The organism is Actinomadura sp. 9N215 (genome assembly GCF_044326345.1).
GTDB lineage: Bacteria > Actinomycetota > Actinomycetes > Streptosporangiales > Streptosporangiaceae > Spirillospora.
Map to the genome: position 1 here is coordinate 509,460 of NZ_JBIRBA010000003.1, position 16,847 is coordinate 526,306.

17 protein-coding genes are annotated in these 16,847 nt (G+C 72.5%); 5 read left to right on the top strand and 12 right to left on the bottom strand.

Going from position 1 to position 16,847, the window contains the following annotated elements; all coding sequences use genetic code 11:
• Window positions 1-42 precede the first annotated feature (42 nt).
• From ACH34T_RS07820 to ACH34T_RS07840, 5 genes are all read left to right on the top strand, one after another.
• Window positions 43-768, top strand: a complete 726-nt coding sequence (locus ACH34T_RS07820) for a TetR/AcrR family transcriptional regulator C-terminal domain-containing protein (protein WP_395991303.1) — start codon at window positions 43-45, stop codon at window positions 766-768.
• A gap of 138 nt (window positions 769-906) precedes the next feature.
• Entirely contained in the window at window positions 907-1,887 is a 981-nt protein-coding gene (locus ACH34T_RS07825) for an NAD(P)-dependent alcohol dehydrogenase (RefSeq protein ID WP_395991304.1), read from the top strand.
• 43 nt (window positions 1,888-1,930) lie between these two features.
• Window positions 1,931-2,893, top strand: coding sequence for a threonine/serine dehydratase (locus ACH34T_RS07830; RefSeq protein WP_395991305.1), 963 nt, complete (start codon window positions 1,931-1,933; stop codon window positions 2,891-2,893).
• Between the two features lie 133 nt (window positions 2,894-3,026).
• Window positions 3,027-3,944 (top strand): alpha/beta hydrolase, encoded by a 918-nt coding sequence (locus ACH34T_RS07835; RefSeq protein WP_395991306.1) that lies wholly within the window; start codon window positions 3,027-3,029, stop codon window positions 3,942-3,944.
• Between the two features lie 23 nt (window positions 3,945-3,967).
• The gene (locus ACH34T_RS07840; RefSeq protein ID WP_395991307.1) at window positions 3,968-4,975 is read left to right on the top strand and encodes an RNA polymerase subunit sigma-70; all 1,008 of its coding nucleotides are present in this window, start codon (window positions 3,968-3,970) and stop codon (window positions 4,973-4,975) included.
• 39 nt (window positions 4,976-5,014) lie between these two features.
• Here the strand turns inward: ACH34T_RS07840 and ACH34T_RS07845 are convergent, their stop codons facing one another.
• The 12 genes from ACH34T_RS07845 to ACH34T_RS07900 all read right to left on the bottom strand — a co-directional run bounded on the left by ACH34T_RS07845 (window position 5,015) and on the right by ACH34T_RS07900 (window position 16,846).
• Window positions 5,015-5,851, bottom strand: a complete 837-nt coding sequence (locus ACH34T_RS07845) for an SAM-dependent methyltransferase (protein WP_395991308.1) — start codon at window positions 5,849-5,851, stop codon at window positions 5,015-5,017.
• Window positions 5,852-5,961: 110 nt separating this feature from the next.
• Window positions 5,962-7,107 (bottom strand): hypothetical protein, encoded by a 1,146-nt coding sequence (locus ACH34T_RS07850; protein WP_395991309.1) that lies wholly within the window; start codon window positions 7,105-7,107, stop codon window positions 5,962-5,964.
• Window positions 7,107-7,490 carry a RidA family protein gene (locus tag ACH34T_RS07855; RefSeq protein ID WP_395991310.1) on the bottom strand — a complete coding sequence of 128 codons (384 nt, stop codon included), beginning with the start codon at window positions 7,488-7,490 and terminating at the stop codon, window positions 7,107-7,109. Before ACH34T_RS07855 ends, ACH34T_RS07850 begins: the two co-directional genes overlap by 1 nt.
• A gap of 22 nt (window positions 7,491-7,512) precedes the next feature.
• On the bottom strand, window positions 7,513-8,619 hold the full coding sequence (locus ACH34T_RS07860; RefSeq protein ID WP_395991311.1) for a sugar kinase: 1,107 nt from the start codon (window positions 8,617-8,619) through the stop codon (window positions 7,513-7,515).
• On the bottom strand, window positions 8,616-9,257 hold the full coding sequence (locus ACH34T_RS07865; protein ID WP_395991312.1) for a bifunctional 4-hydroxy-2-oxoglutarate aldolase/2-dehydro-3-deoxy-phosphogluconate aldolase: 642 nt from the start codon (window positions 9,255-9,257) through the stop codon (window positions 8,616-8,618). Before ACH34T_RS07865 ends, ACH34T_RS07860 begins: the two co-directional genes overlap by 4 nt.
• A 19-nt stretch (window positions 9,258-9,276) precedes the next feature.
• On the bottom strand, window positions 9,277-10,500 hold the full coding sequence (locus ACH34T_RS07870) for an alanine racemase (protein WP_395991313.1): 1,224 nt from the start codon (window positions 10,498-10,500) through the stop codon (window positions 9,277-9,279).
• Window positions 10,497-11,441, bottom strand: a complete 945-nt coding sequence (locus ACH34T_RS07875) for an IclR family transcriptional regulator (RefSeq protein WP_395991314.1) — start codon at window positions 11,439-11,441, stop codon at window positions 10,497-10,499. The genes ACH34T_RS07870 and ACH34T_RS07875 overlap by 4 nt, the downstream gene beginning before the upstream one ends.
• On the bottom strand, window positions 11,425-12,231 hold the full coding sequence (locus ACH34T_RS07880) for an MBL fold metallo-hydrolase (protein WP_395991315.1): 807 nt from the start codon (window positions 12,229-12,231) through the stop codon (window positions 11,425-11,427). The genes ACH34T_RS07875 and ACH34T_RS07880 overlap by 17 nt, the downstream gene beginning before the upstream one ends.
• The gene (locus ACH34T_RS07885) at window positions 12,228-13,391 is read right to left on the bottom strand and encodes a M20/M25/M40 family metallo-hydrolase (protein ID WP_395991316.1); all 1,164 of its coding nucleotides are present in this window, start codon (window positions 13,389-13,391) and stop codon (window positions 12,228-12,230) included. Before ACH34T_RS07885 ends, ACH34T_RS07880 begins: the two co-directional genes overlap by 4 nt.
• Window positions 13,391-14,350: an ABC transporter permease gene (locus ACH34T_RS07890; protein ID WP_395991317.1), complete on the bottom strand. Its 960-nt coding sequence runs from the start codon at window positions 14,348-14,350 to the stop codon at window positions 13,391-13,393. The genes ACH34T_RS07885 and ACH34T_RS07890 overlap by 1 nt, the downstream gene beginning before the upstream one ends.
• Window positions 14,350-15,345, bottom strand: a complete 996-nt coding sequence (locus ACH34T_RS07895; RefSeq protein WP_395991318.1) for an ABC transporter permease — start codon at window positions 15,343-15,345, stop codon at window positions 14,350-14,352. The genes ACH34T_RS07890 and ACH34T_RS07895 overlap by 1 nt, the downstream gene beginning before the upstream one ends.
• Window positions 15,338-16,846 (bottom strand): sugar ABC transporter ATP-binding protein, encoded by a 1,509-nt coding sequence (locus ACH34T_RS07900; RefSeq protein WP_395991319.1) that lies wholly within the window; start codon window positions 16,844-16,846, stop codon window positions 15,338-15,340. The genes ACH34T_RS07895 and ACH34T_RS07900 overlap by 8 nt, the downstream gene beginning before the upstream one ends.
• Window position 16,847: the final 1 nt, after the last annotated feature.

A 16,847-nucleotide genomic window follows, 5' to 3' on the forward strand; every position in this document is an offset into this window, starting at 1 on the left:
CGGCTTACCGTGTATGGGTAGAGTGCGCCGGAAGGAAGATCCATGACCCCACGGACCGACGCCGACGAGGTGACCGAGCGGCCCCGCGTCCCGCTGAGCCGCGGGCGGGTGCTGCGTGCGGCCGTGGAGCTCGCCGACCGGGACGGCCTCGACTCGCTCACCATGCGCCGGCTCGCGCAGGAGGTCGGGGTCGAGGCGATGTCGCTCTACCACCACGTCGCCAACAAGGGGGCCGTGTTCGACGGCATCGTCGAGGTGGTCCTCGGGGAGATCGTGGCGGCGGTGGAGGAGGTCGAGGCGCCACCTCCTGAACGGGACTGGCAGGCCGCGCTGCGCGCGCAGATCCTCGCCGCCCGGGAGGTACTGCTGCGGCACCGCTGGGCCCCGCAGGTCCTCGAAAGCCGCACCACCACGAGCCCGCTGGTCATCGCCTACTACGACCACGTCATCGCGGTGCTCCGGGCGGGCGGCTTCTCTTACGATCTCGCTCATCGGGCGCTGCACGTCCTGGGCAGCCGCGCCCTGGGCTTCACCCAGGAACTGTTCCAGCCCGCCGGGGCCGAGGACGACAAGGCCGACGAGATCGCGGCTGCGGCGATCATGGATCAGATGGCCGATCGGTATCCCCATCTCGTCGGGATGCTGGCGGCGGCCGTCCACGACAATCCGGACGGGATCCTGGGCTTCTGCGACGACCAGTTCGAGTTCGAGTTCGCACTCGACCTGATCCTCGAAGGGCTGGAGCGGCGCCGCGCCGCCGACGCGTGACCCCCTTGCCGGACGCGGTCCTGTAGCCCGGTTGCTTCCCCAGCAGGCCTTGACTCCCTTACGCCGTACGATTACCTTACGGCGTATGACAGCCTTACGCCGTACGACGGCCGGAGGGCTCGCCGAAAGGACGCGGACATGAAGGCCTGGAGCTGGGACCGCTACGGCCCGCCCGACGTGCTGACCCTCAAAGACGTCGACGAACCCGGCATCGCCCCGGACGAAGTGCTCGTCCGGGTGCGGGCGGCGTCCGTCAACCCCTACGACTGGCGCCACGTGGGGGCCGACCCCAAGCTGGTCCGGCTCAGCATCGGCCTGCGGCGACCCAGACCCGGGCTGATCCCCGGCGCCGACCTCGCCGGGGTGGTCGAGCGGGTGGGCGGCGACGTGACCGGGCTGCGCGTCGGCGACGAGGTCTTCGGGGAGGTCCGGTTGGGCTCGTTCGCCGAGACGGTCGCCGTCCCGCAGGACAGGCTCGCCATCAAGCCCGTTCGCGCCACCTTCGAGCAGGCGGCGTCGGTGTCGATGGCCGCGCACACCGCGCTCCAAGGGCTACGGGACGTGGGGCAGGTCTCCGCCGGGCAGCGGGTCCTCGTCAACGGGGCGTCCGGCGGGGTCGGGACGTTCGCCGTCCAGCTCGCCAAGTCGTTCGGGACCGAGGTCACCGGCGTGTGCAGCACCCGGAACATCGAACTGGTCCGATCCCTGGGCGCGGACGACGCAATGGACTACACCCGCGAAGACTTCACCGAGCGGAAGGGACGATACGACCTGCTCATGGACATCGTCGGCGACCGGTCGCTGGCACGGCTGCGGCGGCCCCTGACGTCCCGCGGGACGCTCGTCATCGTGGGCGGCATCGCCTCGGGCCGCGGCAGGCTGCTCGGTCCGGCGGCGCAGGTGCTGCGCGGGGCTCTGGCGTCCCCCTTCGTCAGGCAGCGCGTCGGGACCGTCCGCTGGAAGCCCAATTCCGCCGACCTGCGGTTCCTGGCCGAGCTCATGGACAAGGACCAGCTCACACCCGTCATCGACCGGACCTACCCCTTCGACCAGATCCCCGAGGCGCTCCGCTACATCGAACGCGGCCACGCACGCGGCAAGGTCGCCATCACGTTCTGACCGCCCGCGAGGACGGCGCGGCCATGGGGTACGTTGGCGCATCGTGCTCAAGACGCGACTGGATCTCGACCGGATCCGCGCGGCCCGCCGCGCGATCGACCCGGTGTTCCTGGACACTCCACTGTTCCCCTGCGACGCCCTCGGAGACGCGCTCGGCTGCACGGCGAGCGTCAAGCTGGAAACCGCGAACCCGGTCCGCAGCTTCAAAGGCCGAGGGACCGAACTGGTCACCGGCCAGCTGCGCGACCAGGGCCGGGACGCCGCCGTCTGCGCCAGCGCCGGAAACCTCGGCTGGGCGCTCGCGTGGTCGGGGCGCCGCCGCGGCCTGGCCGTGACCGTCGTGGCGTCACGCCACGCACCGGCCGCCAAGCTCGACCGGATCCGTGCCCAGGGCGCCGAGCTGGAACTGGTCGACGGGGATTTCGACAGCGCCCGCCAGCGGGCGGTGGACATCGCCCGGCGGCGCGGCATCCGGCTCGTCGAGGACAGCCTGGACGTCGAGACCTGCGAAGGCGCGGCCACCATCGGCCTGGAACTGGTGCAGCGGGCGTCCGGGATCGACACCGTCCTGATCGCCTTGGGCGGCGGCGCGCTGGCCACCGGCGTCGGCCACGTCCTCAAGGCGCTCGCGCCCGGCGTCGAGGTGATCTGCGTGCAGCCCCACGGCGCGCCCGCGATGACGCGCTCCTGGCACCGGCGCCGGGTCGTCACGACCGAGTCCACCGACACCATCGCGGACGGCGTCGCCGGACGGCACCCCATCCCCGCCGTGCTGGACGACCTGCTGGCCGTGGCGGACGACGCCGTCCTGGTCCAGGAGGCGTCGATCATCGCGGGCATGCGGCTGCTCCTGCGGCATGCGGGCCTGGTCGTCGAACCCTCGGCGGCCCTCGGGGTGGCCGCCGTCCTGGAGGACCCCGACCGGTTCGCGGGCCGCCGCATCGCCACCATCATCTGCGGCAGCAACGTCAACCTGGACGACTACCACCGCTGGGTCGGCCCCTAGCCCGCCCCCGCGGGGTGATGTGCGTGATCGCGCGGCGAGGCGTCGGCGGTGGTCTGCGATGGCGTTCAGCGATTCCTTTTGGAGCGGCGGTGGTCTGCATTGTCGAACCATTGCGACGACAAGAGGAGCGATCATGCCGAGTGTGCAGTCCGAGGCGGTCAGGCGGCATTGGGCGGCCGCCCGTGAGGCCGACCCGCAGTCGGACAGGGAGGCCGCCGACGACGCCTGGGGCGGTCTGACGGCCGAACCCCGAAACGTCGACTACATCGAGACCGACGCCGGTGGCCTGCGCGCCATGTGGGCGGCGCCGAAGGGAAGCAGCGGGGATCATGTGCTGCTGTGCATGCACGGTGGCGGGTTCGTGGGCGGCTCGATGTACTCGCACCGCAAGCTGTTCGGCCATCTGGCCAAGGCGACCGGCGCGCGTGCGTTGATCTTCGACTACCGCCTCGCCCCTGGGCACACGCATCCGGCGCAGGTCGACGACGCGTCCGACGTCTACCGGTGGCTGCTCGACCAGGGGTTCGACGCCGGGCGTGTGGCGTTCGCCGGCGATTCCAGCGGCGGCGGGCTGACGATCACCACGCAGCTGCGGGTCCGGGAGCGGGGGCTGCCGCTGCCCGCGGCCGCGCTGCCGTTCTCGCCCTGGGTGGACATGGAGGCCGTCGGCGAGTCGTACGAGACCAACCGGGACAAGGACGCCTTCTTCTCCAGGGACGTCGTGCGCGAGCTGGCGGGCATCGTCCTGGGCGAGGGCGGCGACCCGCGCGATCCGCTGGCCAATCCGCTGTACGCCGACCTGACCGGTCTCGGCCCGATCTACATCCAGGTGGCCGGGGACGAGGTGCTGCTGGACGACGCGCGGCAGCTGGACGAGCACGCCCGCAAGGCCGGGGTCGACGTCCGGCTCGACGTCTTTCCCGACATGCAGCACACCTTCCAGATGGCCGCCGGGCGTGCGCCGGAGGCCGACGACGCGATCCGCAGAATGGCCGAATGGGTACGTCCAATACTCGGCCTGACAGGGGCCAAGGCCGGGGTGGGGGGTTGAGCGTGATGGGGGGAGGTCCGGTGATGGTGGACGAGGCGAGTGCCGGTGAGTTCGCGCAGCTTGCCGAGCCGTTCCGGCGCGAGTTGCTGGCGCACTGCTACCGGCTGCTCGGCTCGGCGGACGAGGCGGAGGACCTCGTCCAGGAGACCTATCTGCGGGCGTGGCGGTCCTACGGCGACTTCGAGGGACGGTCGACGCTGCGGGTCTGGCTGTACCGGATCGCCACCAACGCCTGCCTGACCGCGTTGAAGAACCGCGGGCGGCGGGCATTGCCGTCCGGGCTGGGCGGTCCCGCCGACGACGCGGACGCCCCGCCGGCACCGGCCGAGCCCGGCGCGGCATGGCTCCAGCCGATCCCGGACGCGCTGGTCGCCTCGGAGTCGCAGGACCCGGCGTCGATCGTCGCGGCGCGCGAGGGTCTGCGGCTCGCGCTCATCGCCAGCCTGCAATATCTGCCCGCGCGGCAGCGGGCCGTGTTCATCCTGCGCGAGGTGCTGTCCTTCCCGGCCGCCGAGGTCGCGACGATGCTCGACACCAGCGACGCGGCGGTCAAGAGCGCGCTGCAGCGGGCCCGAGCCCGCCTCGACGAGGTCGCGCCGGAAAGGGAACGGATCAGCGAGCCCACCGAGCCGCACGCCCGCGCGCTGCTCGACCAGTACATCGCCGGTTTCGAGAACGCCGACACGGCGGCGCTGGAGCGGGCGCTGCGCACCGACGCCGCGATCGAGCTGGTCGGCACCCGCACCTGGTTCGCCGGACGCGCGACCTGCCTGCGCTTCCTCGGAAACGTGCTCGGCTCACCCGGGGACTGGCGGATGATCCCGACCGTCGCCAACGGGCAGCCCGCCGCGGCCGCGTACCGGCGCGACGGCGACGGGACGTACCGCGCGTTCGGGCTCGGCGTCCTCACCGTGACGGACTCGGGCATCGCCCGCATCCTCGTCTTCGGCGACGGCCCGGGGCTGGTCGCCAGGTTCGGGCTGCCGTCCGTCCAGCCGGGCGCGGGAGGCCCGTCGTCCGGACGGCGCTAAGCCCGGCGGGGTCACGGCTTGTGGAGGAGCCCGCCGGGGTCATGGCTTGTGGAGGAGGCCGCCGTACTCGCGGAAGTCGCGGTTGCGCTCGGACGCGCCGAGGAAGCGTTCGACCTCGGCGGGGGCGCGCGGCAGGGGCGGCTGGTCGGGGTCGGGGCGCCAGTCGGCGACGTCGACCAGCCCCGGGGGGACGGGGACGAGACCGTCCAGGAGGGCGTCGACCTCGGCGCGGGTGCGGGTCTGCCAGGGGATTCCGGCGTCCGTCATGCGGGCCTGGAGGTCGGCGCCGCGGGCGGCGTCATCGGTGACGACCTGGGAGAACGCCAGATGGCTTCCCGGGACGGCCCGGTCGATGATGGCGCGCAGGATCCGGCGGGGGTCGTCGCGGTCGTGCAGGTGGTGGCCGACGGACAGGAACAGCACCGCCACCGGCTCGCCGAAGTCGATGAGGCGGCGCGTCTCGTCGTGGTTCAGGATCGCGTCCTGGTCGCGCATGTCGGCGGTGATGACGGCGGTCGTGGAGCTGTCCATGACCAGCAGCGCGCGGGCATGGACGAGGACGATCGGGTCGACGTCGACGTAGACGACGCGGGCGTCCGGCGCGAACCGCTGCGCGACCTCGTGGACGTTGGCGTCGGCCGGCATGCCGCAGCCCATGTCCACGAACTGCCGGATCCCGGCCTCCCGGACGAGGTGGCGAACGGCGCGGTAGAGGAACAGCCGGTTCGCCCTCGTGATGTCCAGGCCCTCGGGGAAGTCGGGCAGGGTCGCCATGGCGAACCGCCGGTCGATCTCGTAGTTGTCCTTGCCGCCGAGATACCAGCCGTAGACCCGCGCGGAGGTCGGGATGCCGTCCGGGATGTCGTCGTGGGTCACGCTGCGCGCCCTGGAAGGAGAAGGTGTCCTGGTCCGGGGCTCACCGTAGCTTCGCGTCCGGCGGGCGGGGGCGCCCTGTCCAAGATCGGCCGCCCGCGCGGCGCGCGCGGTCAGCGGGGGATGCGGGCGAGGGCCGGTAGCGGGACGAGGCCGTACTGGTAGTAGTCGACGGTGTCGGCCCCGGACGTGCGGGCGGCCTTGACCTTGGCGGCGAGTTGCTCGGCCGACTCGGTGTCCGGAATGCCGGGACGCAGGAGCGCCCGGAGCGTGGTCTCGGGACCCAGCGCGGCCCGGTAGGCGGCGACGTCCTCGGCGACACGGGCCTCGTCGCGCGCGTAGCAAAGGACGGCGTAGGACGGGACGACATCGCTGACCGCCGCCGGGTCCACGCCGATCTGCCAGGCGGAATCGGCGGCCGGGGCGCCGGTGGGACGTCCGTCGGCGTAGCCCTTCACGGCGCCGGTCAGGTCGAGGAACGTCAGGCGGGAACCCTCGGCCGCGACGGCTCCGGCGACGTCGGCGGCCAGCGACGTGACGATCGGCGTGCGGGCACGGGCATAGTCCTCAAGGACTGCGGGAAGCGCGACGGCGGGCGGGCCGCCGTCCAGGACGGACGCCACCAGGCCGGATGCCGCCGCCCGCGCCTCTCCGGCGGCGGGAACGCGGGCCTCGCAATGCGGGCAGAAGCACAGGCCGAGCGCGAATTCGGCGGCCGGGCCGAGGTCGACGAAAGAGCGTTCGTGGTGGTAGCCGTGCCCGAACGTCCCGAAATGGAGAGACTCGGTGACGACCGAGTCCATTCCCTGGCGGGCGATGGCGCGGCCAAGCGCGACCGCATAGGCGCGAACGTCCGGATTGGACGGGCACAGATCGGCGGGCGCGGCACGATCGCCGAAGCAGTTCTGCTGCGTCACGTCAGGAAAGGCAAGACCGAGGGTGGTGTTGTGCAGGAAAACACCCCAGCCGTGCAGGGGAACGCCCAGCTCACGGGTCTGTTCGCGGAGGGCGCGCAGAGGCTCCTGGTCGGCGTCCCGCTGGACGGGCGGGACGAGCCGCAGCCCGTCGAAATGGTCGCCGGGAGGGAAATGGATCCCGTCGTGCCGGAAGGTCACTCGGGTGCGTCCATGGGGCGTCACGTCGCGGGCGCGATGGTAGGCGGCGCCGATGGTGATGGACGAGACGCCGTGGGAGAGGATCCGCGCGGCGTCCACATCGCCGCGCAGATCCTCGACCAGAACGTAGAGGGACGAATCCATCAGCTCTTCTTGTAGGCCACGAAGTCGATCTCCACGAGGATGTTCATCAGGTCGGAGCCGACGGTGGTCCGCACCGGGTACGGCTCGTTGAACTGCGACCGGTACACCTCGTCGTAGGCGGCGAAGTCGCGGTGCAGGTCCTGGAGGTGGACGGTCGACTTCACGACGTCGTCCAGGGTCAGGCCGTGCTCGGCGAGGATCGCGGACAGGTTCGCGAGGACCTGCTTGGTCTGCTCGGCGACGTCCGAGCCGACGATCTCGCCGGTCTTCGGGTCGATCGGGCCCATCCCGGACGTGTAGACGAAGTCGCCGGCCACCAGGCCCTGCGAGTACGTACCGAGCGGCGCGGGCGCCGCGGAACTCCGGATCTCACGCTTGCTCAATGTCTGTCTCCTTGGAGGGTGATTAGCGGGTGACGGTGTCTTCGGCTGATTTCAGCAGATCGAGGTCGGCGCGGCTGGGGAGGCCCTCCCAGTCGCCGCGGACGGTGACGGCGTACGCGCCGGCGGCGGTGGCCGTGGCGAGGCGCTCGGCGACCGGACGTCCGCGGACGAACTCGGCGAGGTACCCGGCGGCGAACGCGTCGCCTGCGCCGACCGGGTCGATGACCGGCACGGTGTGCGCGGGCACGATGTGCAGGCGGCCCTCGCACAGCGCGACGACGCCCGCGGCGCCGCGCTTGATGAGGACTTCCCGCGGGCCGAGGGCGGCCAGCGACGCGGCGAGCCCGGCCAGCTCACCGCCTCCGTCCGACTTGGCGGCGGGTACGACGAGGCGGGCCTCGTCCTCGGTGGCGAAGACGAGGTCGGCGCGTTCGGCGAGGTCGCGCAGGCATGCGCCGGCCTCGGCGGGCGTCCACAGGGCCTGCCGGTAGTTGAGGTCCAGCGAGACGGGGACGCCCGCGTCCCGCGCGGTCCCGACGGCGTCGTCGAGGGCCTGCCTGGCGGTGCCGCTGATCGCGGCGGTGATGCCGCTGACGTGCAGGACGCGCGCCGACCGGATCAGGTCGTGCGGGACGTCGGACGGACGCAGCCGCGAACCGGCGCTGCCCGTCCGGTAGTACTGGACGCGGGTGAGCGTCCCGGACCGGCGCTCCTTGAACAGCAGCGCGGTCGGAGCGGACCGATCCACCACGGTATGGCCGAGCCGGACGCCCTCCCCAGCCAGGACGGTCGTGATCAGGCGGCCGAACTCGTCGTCGCCGACGCGGCCGAACCACGCGGCCGTCCCGCCGAGCCGGCACAGCCCGATCGCGGTGTTCGACTCGGCGCCGCCGACGCCGAGGTCGAGGGTGCGGGCGTGCCGCATCGGCCCGACGACGGGGTTCTCCAGCCGCGCCATCGTCTCCCCGAACGTGACGAGGTCTAGGCCCGGCTCCGGCACCGGGGGGCGCCCGCTCGAAGGCGCCGCCGGATCTTCCGACGGCGGCGTCCCGTCCGTCGGCGCTCGGTCCGCCGCGGTCACCGCGCCGTCACCTCCGGCGGACGGCATGCCGCACTCCGCTCCGGTCATCGGGCGGCCTCCACGGCGGTGAGGAGCCGTTCGGCGCGGTCCGCCAGTTCCGTGAGGGAGCCGCCGTCGAGGGCGTCGCCCATGAGGGAGCCGCCCGCGCCGACGGCGACGGCGCCCGCCGCGATGTAGTCGGCGGCCGTGTCCGGGCCGATCCCGCCCGTCGGCAGCAGCGGGATGTCGCGGAAGGGTTCGGCCAGGTCGCGCAGGTAGCGCGGGCCCAGCGCGCTGGCCGGGAACACCTTGACGGCGGTGGCGCCGAGATCCCAGGCGCGGGCGACCTCGCCGGGTGTCAGCGCGCCCGGGAAATAGGCGACGCCGTGGTCGTCGGCTGCCGCCGCGACCTCCGCGCTGGTGTCGGGCGCGACGAGGAAGGACGCCCCCGCGTCGACGGCGCCGGACGCGTCCGCGGCGGTGCGGACCGTCCCGGCGCCGAGTTCGACCTCCCCCGGCAGCCGGCGCCGCGCCGCGCGCAGCTCGGCGAGCGCGCCCGGCGTGTTGAGGGTGATCTCCAGGCAGCGGACGCCGGCGGCGACGAGGGTGTCCAGGACGCCGGCGACGCGATCGGCGCGGGTGCCGCGCACGACCGCGACGACTCCGGTCGCCGTCAGCGCGCTGCCCGGCGCCAAGCGGGGGATCATTGGTGGTCCTCTCACATGGTCAGAAATAGGTGCGGATCAGGTCGGTGACCGTCTCGTCGTCGTCGACGACCGGGATGACCTGCCATTTCTCGAAGGCTGTGCAGGGGTGGGAGATGCCGAAGCACAGCAGGTCGCCGGGACGCGGCGGAGGCCCGTCGATCGCCACATAGGCGTGGTGGTCGTTGGTGTCCGTGACGCGCAACCCGCCCGCCGGGTGGACGGACCCGTCCCGCCGCCGGAGCCGCAGCGGCACAGGCAGCCCCGCATCGTACGGCGCCTCCCGCTTGCCCATACCGACGATCGCGAGGCCCGGCTCGGGGACGGACGTGATCTGCGCCCAGATCTCCAGCGCCGCGTCCAGCGACCCGGGGATGCGGGTGAACGGCGTCCGCTGCGTGTAGATCCCGTCGTCGTGGGACACGTAGGCGCCGCTGCGCAGGATGACGGTCAGTTCGTGTCCCGGCAGCCAGGCCCCGGAAAGCCGCTCCGCGACCTGGTCGAAGTAGGAGCTGCCGCCCGCGGTGACGATGACGTCGCGGGGCAGCAGCCCGGCCTTGGACAGCTCGATGGTGGCGTCGCGGAGCAGGCTGAGGTAGGCGCCGGCGGCGGGCACGTCCGGCAACGCGCCCTCGTATCCGGCGACTCCGGCGAGCTCGGTGCCGGGCGCGGCGGTGACGGCGCGGGCGACCGCGGTCAGCTCCTCGACGGTGCGGCAGCCCGCCCGGCCGGCCCGGTGGCCGAGTTCGACGAGCACCCGGAAGGGCCGCTCCCCGGCCGCGGCGGAGATCGCGGCGACGCCCTCGGCGGAGTCGGCGTACAGCAGGAACTCCATGCCGCGGTCGACCTCGCCGCCGATCCAGCGCAGCGCGGTCGGGTCCAGCAGCTCGTTGGCCAGCAGGATCCGGGGGACGTCGAACGACCGGTACGCGAGCACCTGGTTGGCGGTCGCGGCGGTGATCCCCCAGGCGCCCGCGTCGAGCTGCTCCTGGAAGAGCGACGGGGCCATGGACGTCTTGCCATGCGGCGCGAACGCCAGGTCGTGGGCGGCGCAGAACGAGGCCAGCGCGGCGATGTTGTGCCTCAGCGCCGACCGGCGCGCGACCATCACGGGCCAGGTGAACGGGCCGCCGAACAGTTGGTAGCGGGCGGCGGCGAACTCCTCGAACGCGACCGGCGCGCCCGGCTGCCAGAATCCCTTCGTCCGCCAGTCGACGTACTCGGCGGGGATGCTCAGTTTGGTCACGGCAGATTCCCTCCTCCATGGTTCTCGGTACCGCGATCGGCTCGACTTTCGAAACGGCTCTCGGAACGGCCCTCCCAACGGCTTTCCGAACGGTTCTCCCAACGGCTTTCCAAACGGCTTTCGGAACGGTTCTCCCAGCGGCTCGCCCGGCGGCGGGGACGGGACGAGCCGAGCACGCGGGAGATGTCCAGGCCCGCCCGCTCCACCATCGGCCCCACCTCCCGGACCCGCGCCGGCGTCATCCGGGACGTCAGCCCCGACACGCTCAGCGCTCCGACGGCCCGGTCGGTGTGGTCGAAGATCGGCGCGGCGACGCAGCGGACCTCGGGCTCGTTCTCCCGGTCGTCCACGGCGTAACCGGAGAGACGCACCCGTTCCAGCTCGGCGGACAGCCGGGACGGGTCGGTGATGGTCCGCTCGGTGCGCGGCGCCAGGCCCGCGTCGACGACGTCCTGGACGTCGTCCTCCCCGAGCCAGGCGAGGATGGCCTTCCCCACGGCGGTGCGGTAGGCGGGCATCCGCATCCCGACGCGGGACGCCATCCGGACGTTGTGCTCGTTCTCCACCTTGTCGATGTAGACGACGTCCGGCGCGTCGTACACGACGAGGTGGCACGTCTCGCCCACGACGTGCTGCAACCGGCGCAGCGGGTCGGCGGCGACGGAGCGCATGTCGAGCGACGACAGGTACGCCTGGCCGAGCCGCAGCGCGCCGTGCCCGAGCCGGAACCAGCCGGTCTCGCGGTCGCGGGTGAGCAGGTCGCCGTCGACGAGCGGCGCGGCGAGCCGCAGCACGGTGCTCTTGCTGATGCCGAGGTCGGCGGCGATCCGGGTGAGGGACACGCCGCGGGCGTCGGCGTGGTCGCGGACATGGTCGAGCACGGCGAGCGCACGCCGCAACGACGACGACTGGTTCCGCGCGTGGTTATCTCCGGAAGCCATCATATTTCCCCGTGAATACCCTGTCGTGCAGGGATGAAAAAGTAATACATTTCCCAAAAAAGGGACAGGAAGACGCGGTAGGCAGCAACGACGTGACGCCATTTTGCATCCGACTGCCTAGAATAATGATATGTTCGATGGCGTCTGGTCGGCGAGACCCAAGCCGGCTAGACCTACCGCCGGGCTGGCGGAATGTCAGGTCTGTGGAGCTGGCGTAAGACCGATGGGCAGCACTCTGTCCCTTGCCGTTCATTCGGGTCGGCTGCTGTCTGGGAAGCAGAAAGGTCAACTCGCGAGAGTTGAATTCCCCTGCCACGGCGGGGGAAGAAGTCAAGTCGTGCTCTCCGGAAGCAGCACGCTGTTGAGGAGGTCGCGGGTGGTCGCCGTATGGCGACCACCCGGGCCAATTGAGGTCCCGGGACCGAACCGGATACACGCCGGACGCCTTACCGCGGTCGACGCTGAGCAGTTCCTCCGCGCCGGAGGCGATCCACTCGTCCGCCGGGGGCCCGGCGCGGACGGCGAGGTCCGGCACCCGCTCGGCCAGTTCCGCGGCGCCGCCCGCGTGGTCGGCGTGCCCGTGCGTCAGCAGCAGGTGGCGTTCGCCCTCCGGCCCGGCCGCCGTGTTCATCCGCCGCGCGATCAGCCCGGCGGACGGCCCGGCGCCCGCGTCGACCAGCGCCGTGCCCCGGGGCCCTCGCACCAGGTAGACGTGGCAGTCCAGCGGGCCGGTGAGGTCGAACCCGGCCGCGCCGCTGGCGACCAGGTCGATGTGCTGCGTCAGCCTCACCCGCGCCCCCCGCCGATGCTCATCGAGCGGACGGTCTCGACGATCAGCCGCGCCGCCAGGTCGACGTCGGCCAGCGCCACCGACTCGTCGGCCGCGTGCGCGTCCGCCACCGAGCCGGGCCCGAACACGACCGACGGGATTCCGGCGCGGGCGAGCTTGCTGGCGTCGGTGCCGAACGGCATCCCGTGGACGGACGCGTCCCGTCCCGCCGCCGCGAGCGCCCCGCACAGCGCCGCCGGAACCGGGCTGGCCGCCGGGGTGTCGAGCGCGTAGTCGACGGTGAAGGGCTCGTCCACCTCGACCCGCCCGGGGATCAGCGCGGTCAGCTCCTCCTTGTCCTTGCGCCACACGTCGAGGGGCTCCTCGCCGGGGAGGGTGCGGCGGTCGACGTCGATCTCGCAGCGGCCCGGGACGGTGTTCGGCCCCTCACCGCCGCGCACGCGCGTGACGCACCGGGTCGCGGGCCCGAGCAGCGGATGCGCGGGAACGTCCGGCGAGGCCCGGTCGAGATGGTCGATGACGCGGGACATGAGGGTGACCGCGTTGACGGCCTCGTCCGGGCGCGAGCTGTGCCCGGCCGTCCCGAGCGTCCGGACGGTGTACCGCACGCACCCCTTGTGCGCGACGGCGGCCACGAGATCGGTCGGCTCCCCCACGACGGCGCCCGCCACGGACTCGCCGTCGAGGTCGGAGAGCAGGCCGAGGACGCCTTGGTAGGCGTGCTCCTCGTCCATGACCCCGGCGAGGACGACCCCGAACGGCGGCGGTTCCCCGGCCGCCGAGGCCTCCGCGAGCTCGGCCGTGGCCAGCATGAACGCGGCCAGCGGCCCCTTCGCGTCGCACGCGCCGCGCCCGTACAGGCGGCCGTCCCTGATCGTCCCGGCGAACGGGTCGACGGTCATGCCGCCGGTCTCCACGGTGTCGAGATGCGATTCCAGGAGGACGATGCGCGGGTCGCGTCCCGGCACGGTCGCGACGACGTTGGGCCGTCCCGGCAGGACCTCCCGCAGCTCGGCCCGCACACCCCGCGCCGCCAGCCAGTCGCCGACGTACGCGGCGACCGCCGCCTCCCCCAGTCCGCGCCCAACGACCGGCCCGCCGCGCGGATTGACGCTGGCGATTCCGACCAGATCCTTGAGCAGCTCCCCCGAGCGCGTCATTACGACCGCCGTTCCCGCGCGTAGGCGAGCAGCAGACCGATGATGAGCAGCCCGAGGACGATCTGCCGGACGCCCTCGGACATGTTCCACGACGCCAGCAGCGCCGTCAGCAACGTCAGCAGCAGCGCCCCCGCGACGGTCCCGAGCACGTGCCCGCGCCCGCCGAGGATGGACGTCCCGCCCAGCACGACCGACGCGATCGACAGCAGCTGGTACGGGTTGCCCATGGTGAGCGAGCTGGTGGACGTGAACCCGAGCAGCACAAGACCCGACACACCGGCGAGCAGCGCGCACGTCCCGTAGGCGATGAACGCGGTCCGGGCCAACGGCACCCCGGACGCGCGGGACGCCCGCTCGCCGTTGCCGAGCGCGAACACGTACCGTCCGATCCGGGACGCGTGCAGCAGCCACGCGGCGGCTGCGGTGATGCCGATCCACAGGACGAACGCGAGCGGCACCCCGGCGACGCGGTCGTTGGCGAGCGACCCCAGCAGCGCCACCTTCGCCGACTTCGGCGACCCGTCGGTGTAGACGAGCAGCGCCCCGGCGACGATCGTGCCGGTGGCCAGCGTCATCACCATCGGCGGCACCCGCAGCCAGGTCACCCCGGCCGCGTTGGCCAGCCCGACCAGGACGCTCGCCGCCAGCGCGACGGCGATGCCCGTCGTCCCGCCCGACCCGGACGCGACCTGCGCGCACACCACCGCCGACAGCGCGACGACCCCCGACACCGACAGGTCGATGCCGCTCATCATGACCACAAGGGTCTGCCCTACCCCGACGATGCCGAGGAACGCGGCCGTCTGCACCAGGTAGCGGACGCTGGAGACGCTGTCGAACCCCTTCGCGAACAGGATCGCGGCGATCCACGTCACGATCAGCACCCCGAACGCCCAAACGGCCCGATTCTCCCGCAGTGTTCTCGGCACCGTGGCCGCGGTGCGTGGTAGCGCGGTCATCAGTCCGTCCTCTCGCGGGTCGCGAACGTCTTCACGGCGATCGCCACGATCAGCACCGCCCCCTGCATGATCAGTTGGTAGAAGGGCGACAGTCCGGTGAACAGGAGCAGGTTCGTCAGCAGCCCGATGAGCAGCGCGGCCAGCACGGTGGCGCGCATCTGCCCCACGCCGCCGAAGAAGCTGACCCCGGCGAGCACCGAGGCGGCTATGGAGTTCAACGTGTAAGGGGCGCCGATCGTCGCATCGCCCGACCCCGTCTGGATCGCGAGTCCGATTCCGGCGAGGCCGACGAACACGCCCGCCAGACCGTAGGCGCCGATCTTCACCTTGCGGGTGCCGATGCCGCTGGCGTACGCGCCGTGCTCGTTGCCGCCGACGGCGTACAGGGACAGTCCGAAGCGCGTCGTCCGCACCGTCTTCCACAGCAGCAGGACGGCCCCGACCACGACGAACGGCAGCGCGATCCCGTTCCATCCGTTGTTGTAGGCGTCGACCAGCCCGGCCGGGACGCTCCCGCCCGGCTGCGGCAGCACCACGAGCGTGACGCCGCCCCACAGGAACGACGCCGCCAGCGTCACGATGATCGGCGGCAGCCCCGCGTACGCGACGAGCACGCCGTTCGCCGCGCCCGTCGAGGCGGCCGCCGCCAGTGCCAGCACGGCGGCGATCGCGACGCCGTCCTGCGCGCGGACGGCGAACACCGCCATCGCGAGCGCCAGCACCGACCCCAGCGACAGGTCGATGCCGCCGGCGAGCATCACCGTGCTCTGCCCCATCGCCGCCAGGATCAGCGGCAGGAACTGCGCCGACAGGATCGTGATCGACGCCGGGGTGAACAGCTCCGAGTCGTAGTGCCGGTACGCGGCCAGCAGGATCACCAGCAGCACGCACAGCCCGGCCACGTCGAGGTTGCGGCGCAGGAACCCGCCGAGCCGCCCGGCCCCGGGGCCCCGGCCCGGCATCGCGCGTCCCGCGGGCACGGACTGCTCAGTCACCGGCCACCGTCCCGGTGACGGAGGTGCGGACCAGCCGTTCCTCGGTGAGTCCTGCGCCCGTCAGCCGATCGACGACGGCGCCCTCGTACATCACGGCGACCTCGTCGCACAGGCCGACCAGTTCCATCGTGTCCCCAGAAGTGATCAGCACCGCCACGCCGCTGTCGGCGAGCCGGCGGAGCAGATGGTAGATCTCGCGTTTCGTGCCGACGTCGATGCCGCGGGTCGGCTCCGCCAGCAGCAGGACCCGCGGGCTGGACGGCAGCCAGCGGGCCAGCGCGACCTTCTGCTGGTTGCCGCCCGACAGCCGCCGGGCCTCCTGCTCCGGTCCCGTCACCCTGATCCGCATCCGCTCGACGAGGTCGTCGACGAGCCTCGCCTCCGCGTCCCGGTCGACGGTGAGCAGGCGCCGCCCGGGCGTCACCACGTCGAGGTTGGTGAGGGCCAGGTTGGCGCGGACGGTCTGCGCCACGTGCAGCCCCTCGACCTTGCGGTCCTCGGGGACGTACGCGATCCGGTGGCGGATGGCCTCGCGCGGGGAGGCCAGGCGGACGGGACGTCCGTCCAGCTCGATCCGCCCGGAATGCCGGACGAGCCCGAACAGCGCCCGCAGCACGGCCCGCTGCCCTTGCCCCTGGAGCCCGCCGAGCCCGATGATCCGCCCGGGCTCCAGATCGAGATCGACCCCGGCGCAGGCACCGTGGACGCTCAACTCCCGAACCCGCAGCACCGGCTTCCCGCCGGGAACGGACGTCCCGGCCCTGGGCGGGAACAGGTCGGACAGCTCCCGCCCGATCATCAGCCGGACGATGTCGTCGTGGTCGGTCTCCGCGCGGTCGCGGGTCGCCATGACCTCGCCGTCCTTCAGCACGGTCAGCCGGTCGGCGACGGCGAGCAGCTCGCCCATCCGGTGGCTGACGATGATCACGGATGAGCCGGCGGCGCGCAGCTCGTCCACGACCGTGAACACGCTTCTGACCTGGTCGTCGTCCAGTGCGGACGTGGCCTCGTCCAGGATCAGGAGCCGGGGCCCGGACGCGAGCGCCTTGGCCAGCTCGACGAGCTGCTGCTGTCCGAGCGGCAGCCGCCCGGCCCGGGTGAGCGGGTCGGCGTCCAGCCCGACGCGGTCGAGCAGCGGCCGCGCCCGCCGGGCGAGGTCGCGGCGCATGACCAGGCCGCGCCGCGACGGCCACTGGCCGAGGAACACGTTCTCCGCGACGGTCTGGTGCGGGTTGAGGCTGAGCTCCTGGTGCACCGAGCCGATGCCGACCTCGCGGGCCCGGTGCGGCGACCAGGACCGCAGCGGCTCGCCGTCGTACACCATCCGCCCGGAGTCGGGCGCCAGCAGCCCGGTGACCAGCGACAGGACCGTGCTCTTCCCGGCGCCGTTCTCGCCGACCAGCGCGAGCACCTCGCCTGCGCGGACGTCGAAGCTCACCTGGTCGAGCACCCGGTTGCCCGCGAACGACTTCGAGACCTTCTCGACGGCCAGCAGCGCCACC

Excerpts from the sequence above, each read along its gene's own strand:
- ACH34T_RS07820 (WP_395991303.1), top strand. The coding sequence starts at position 43 with ATGACCCCACGGACCGACGCCGACGAGGTGACCGAGCGGCCCCGCGTC.
- ACH34T_RS07825 (WP_395991304.1), top strand. The coding sequence starts at position 907 with ATGAAGGCCTGGAGCTGGGACCGCTACGGCCCGCCCGACGTGCTGACC.
- ACH34T_RS07835 (WP_395991306.1), top strand. The coding sequence starts at position 3,027 with ATGCCGAGTGTGCAGTCCGAGGCGGTCAGGCGGCATTGGGCGGCCGCC.
- ACH34T_RS07840 (WP_395991307.1), top strand. The coding sequence starts at position 3,968 with ATGGTGGACGAGGCGAGTGCCGGTGAGTTCGCGCAGCTTGCCGAGCCG.
- ACH34T_RS07850 (WP_395991309.1), bottom strand. The coding sequence starts at position 7,107 with ATGGATTCGTCCCTCTACGTTCTGGTCGAGGATCTGCGCGGCGATGTG.
- ACH34T_RS07860 (WP_395991311.1), bottom strand. The coding sequence starts at position 8,619 with ATGACCGGAGCGGAGTGCGGCATGCCGTCCGCCGGAGGTGACGGCGCG.
- ACH34T_RS07865 (WP_395991312.1), bottom strand. The coding sequence starts at position 9,257 with ATGATCCCCCGCTTGGCGCCGGGCAGCGCGCTGACGGCGACCGGAGTC.
- ACH34T_RS07875 (WP_395991314.1), bottom strand. The coding sequence starts at position 11,441 with ATGGCTTCCGGAGATAACCACGCGCGGAACCAGTCGTCGTCGTTGCGG.
- ACH34T_RS07885 (WP_395991316.1), bottom strand. The coding sequence starts at position 13,391 with ATGACGCGCTCGGGGGAGCTGCTCAAGGATCTGGTCGGAATCGCCAGC.
- ACH34T_RS07890 (WP_395991317.1), bottom strand. The coding sequence starts at position 14,350 with ATGACCGCGCTACCACGCACCGCGGCCACGGTGCCGAGAACACTGCGG.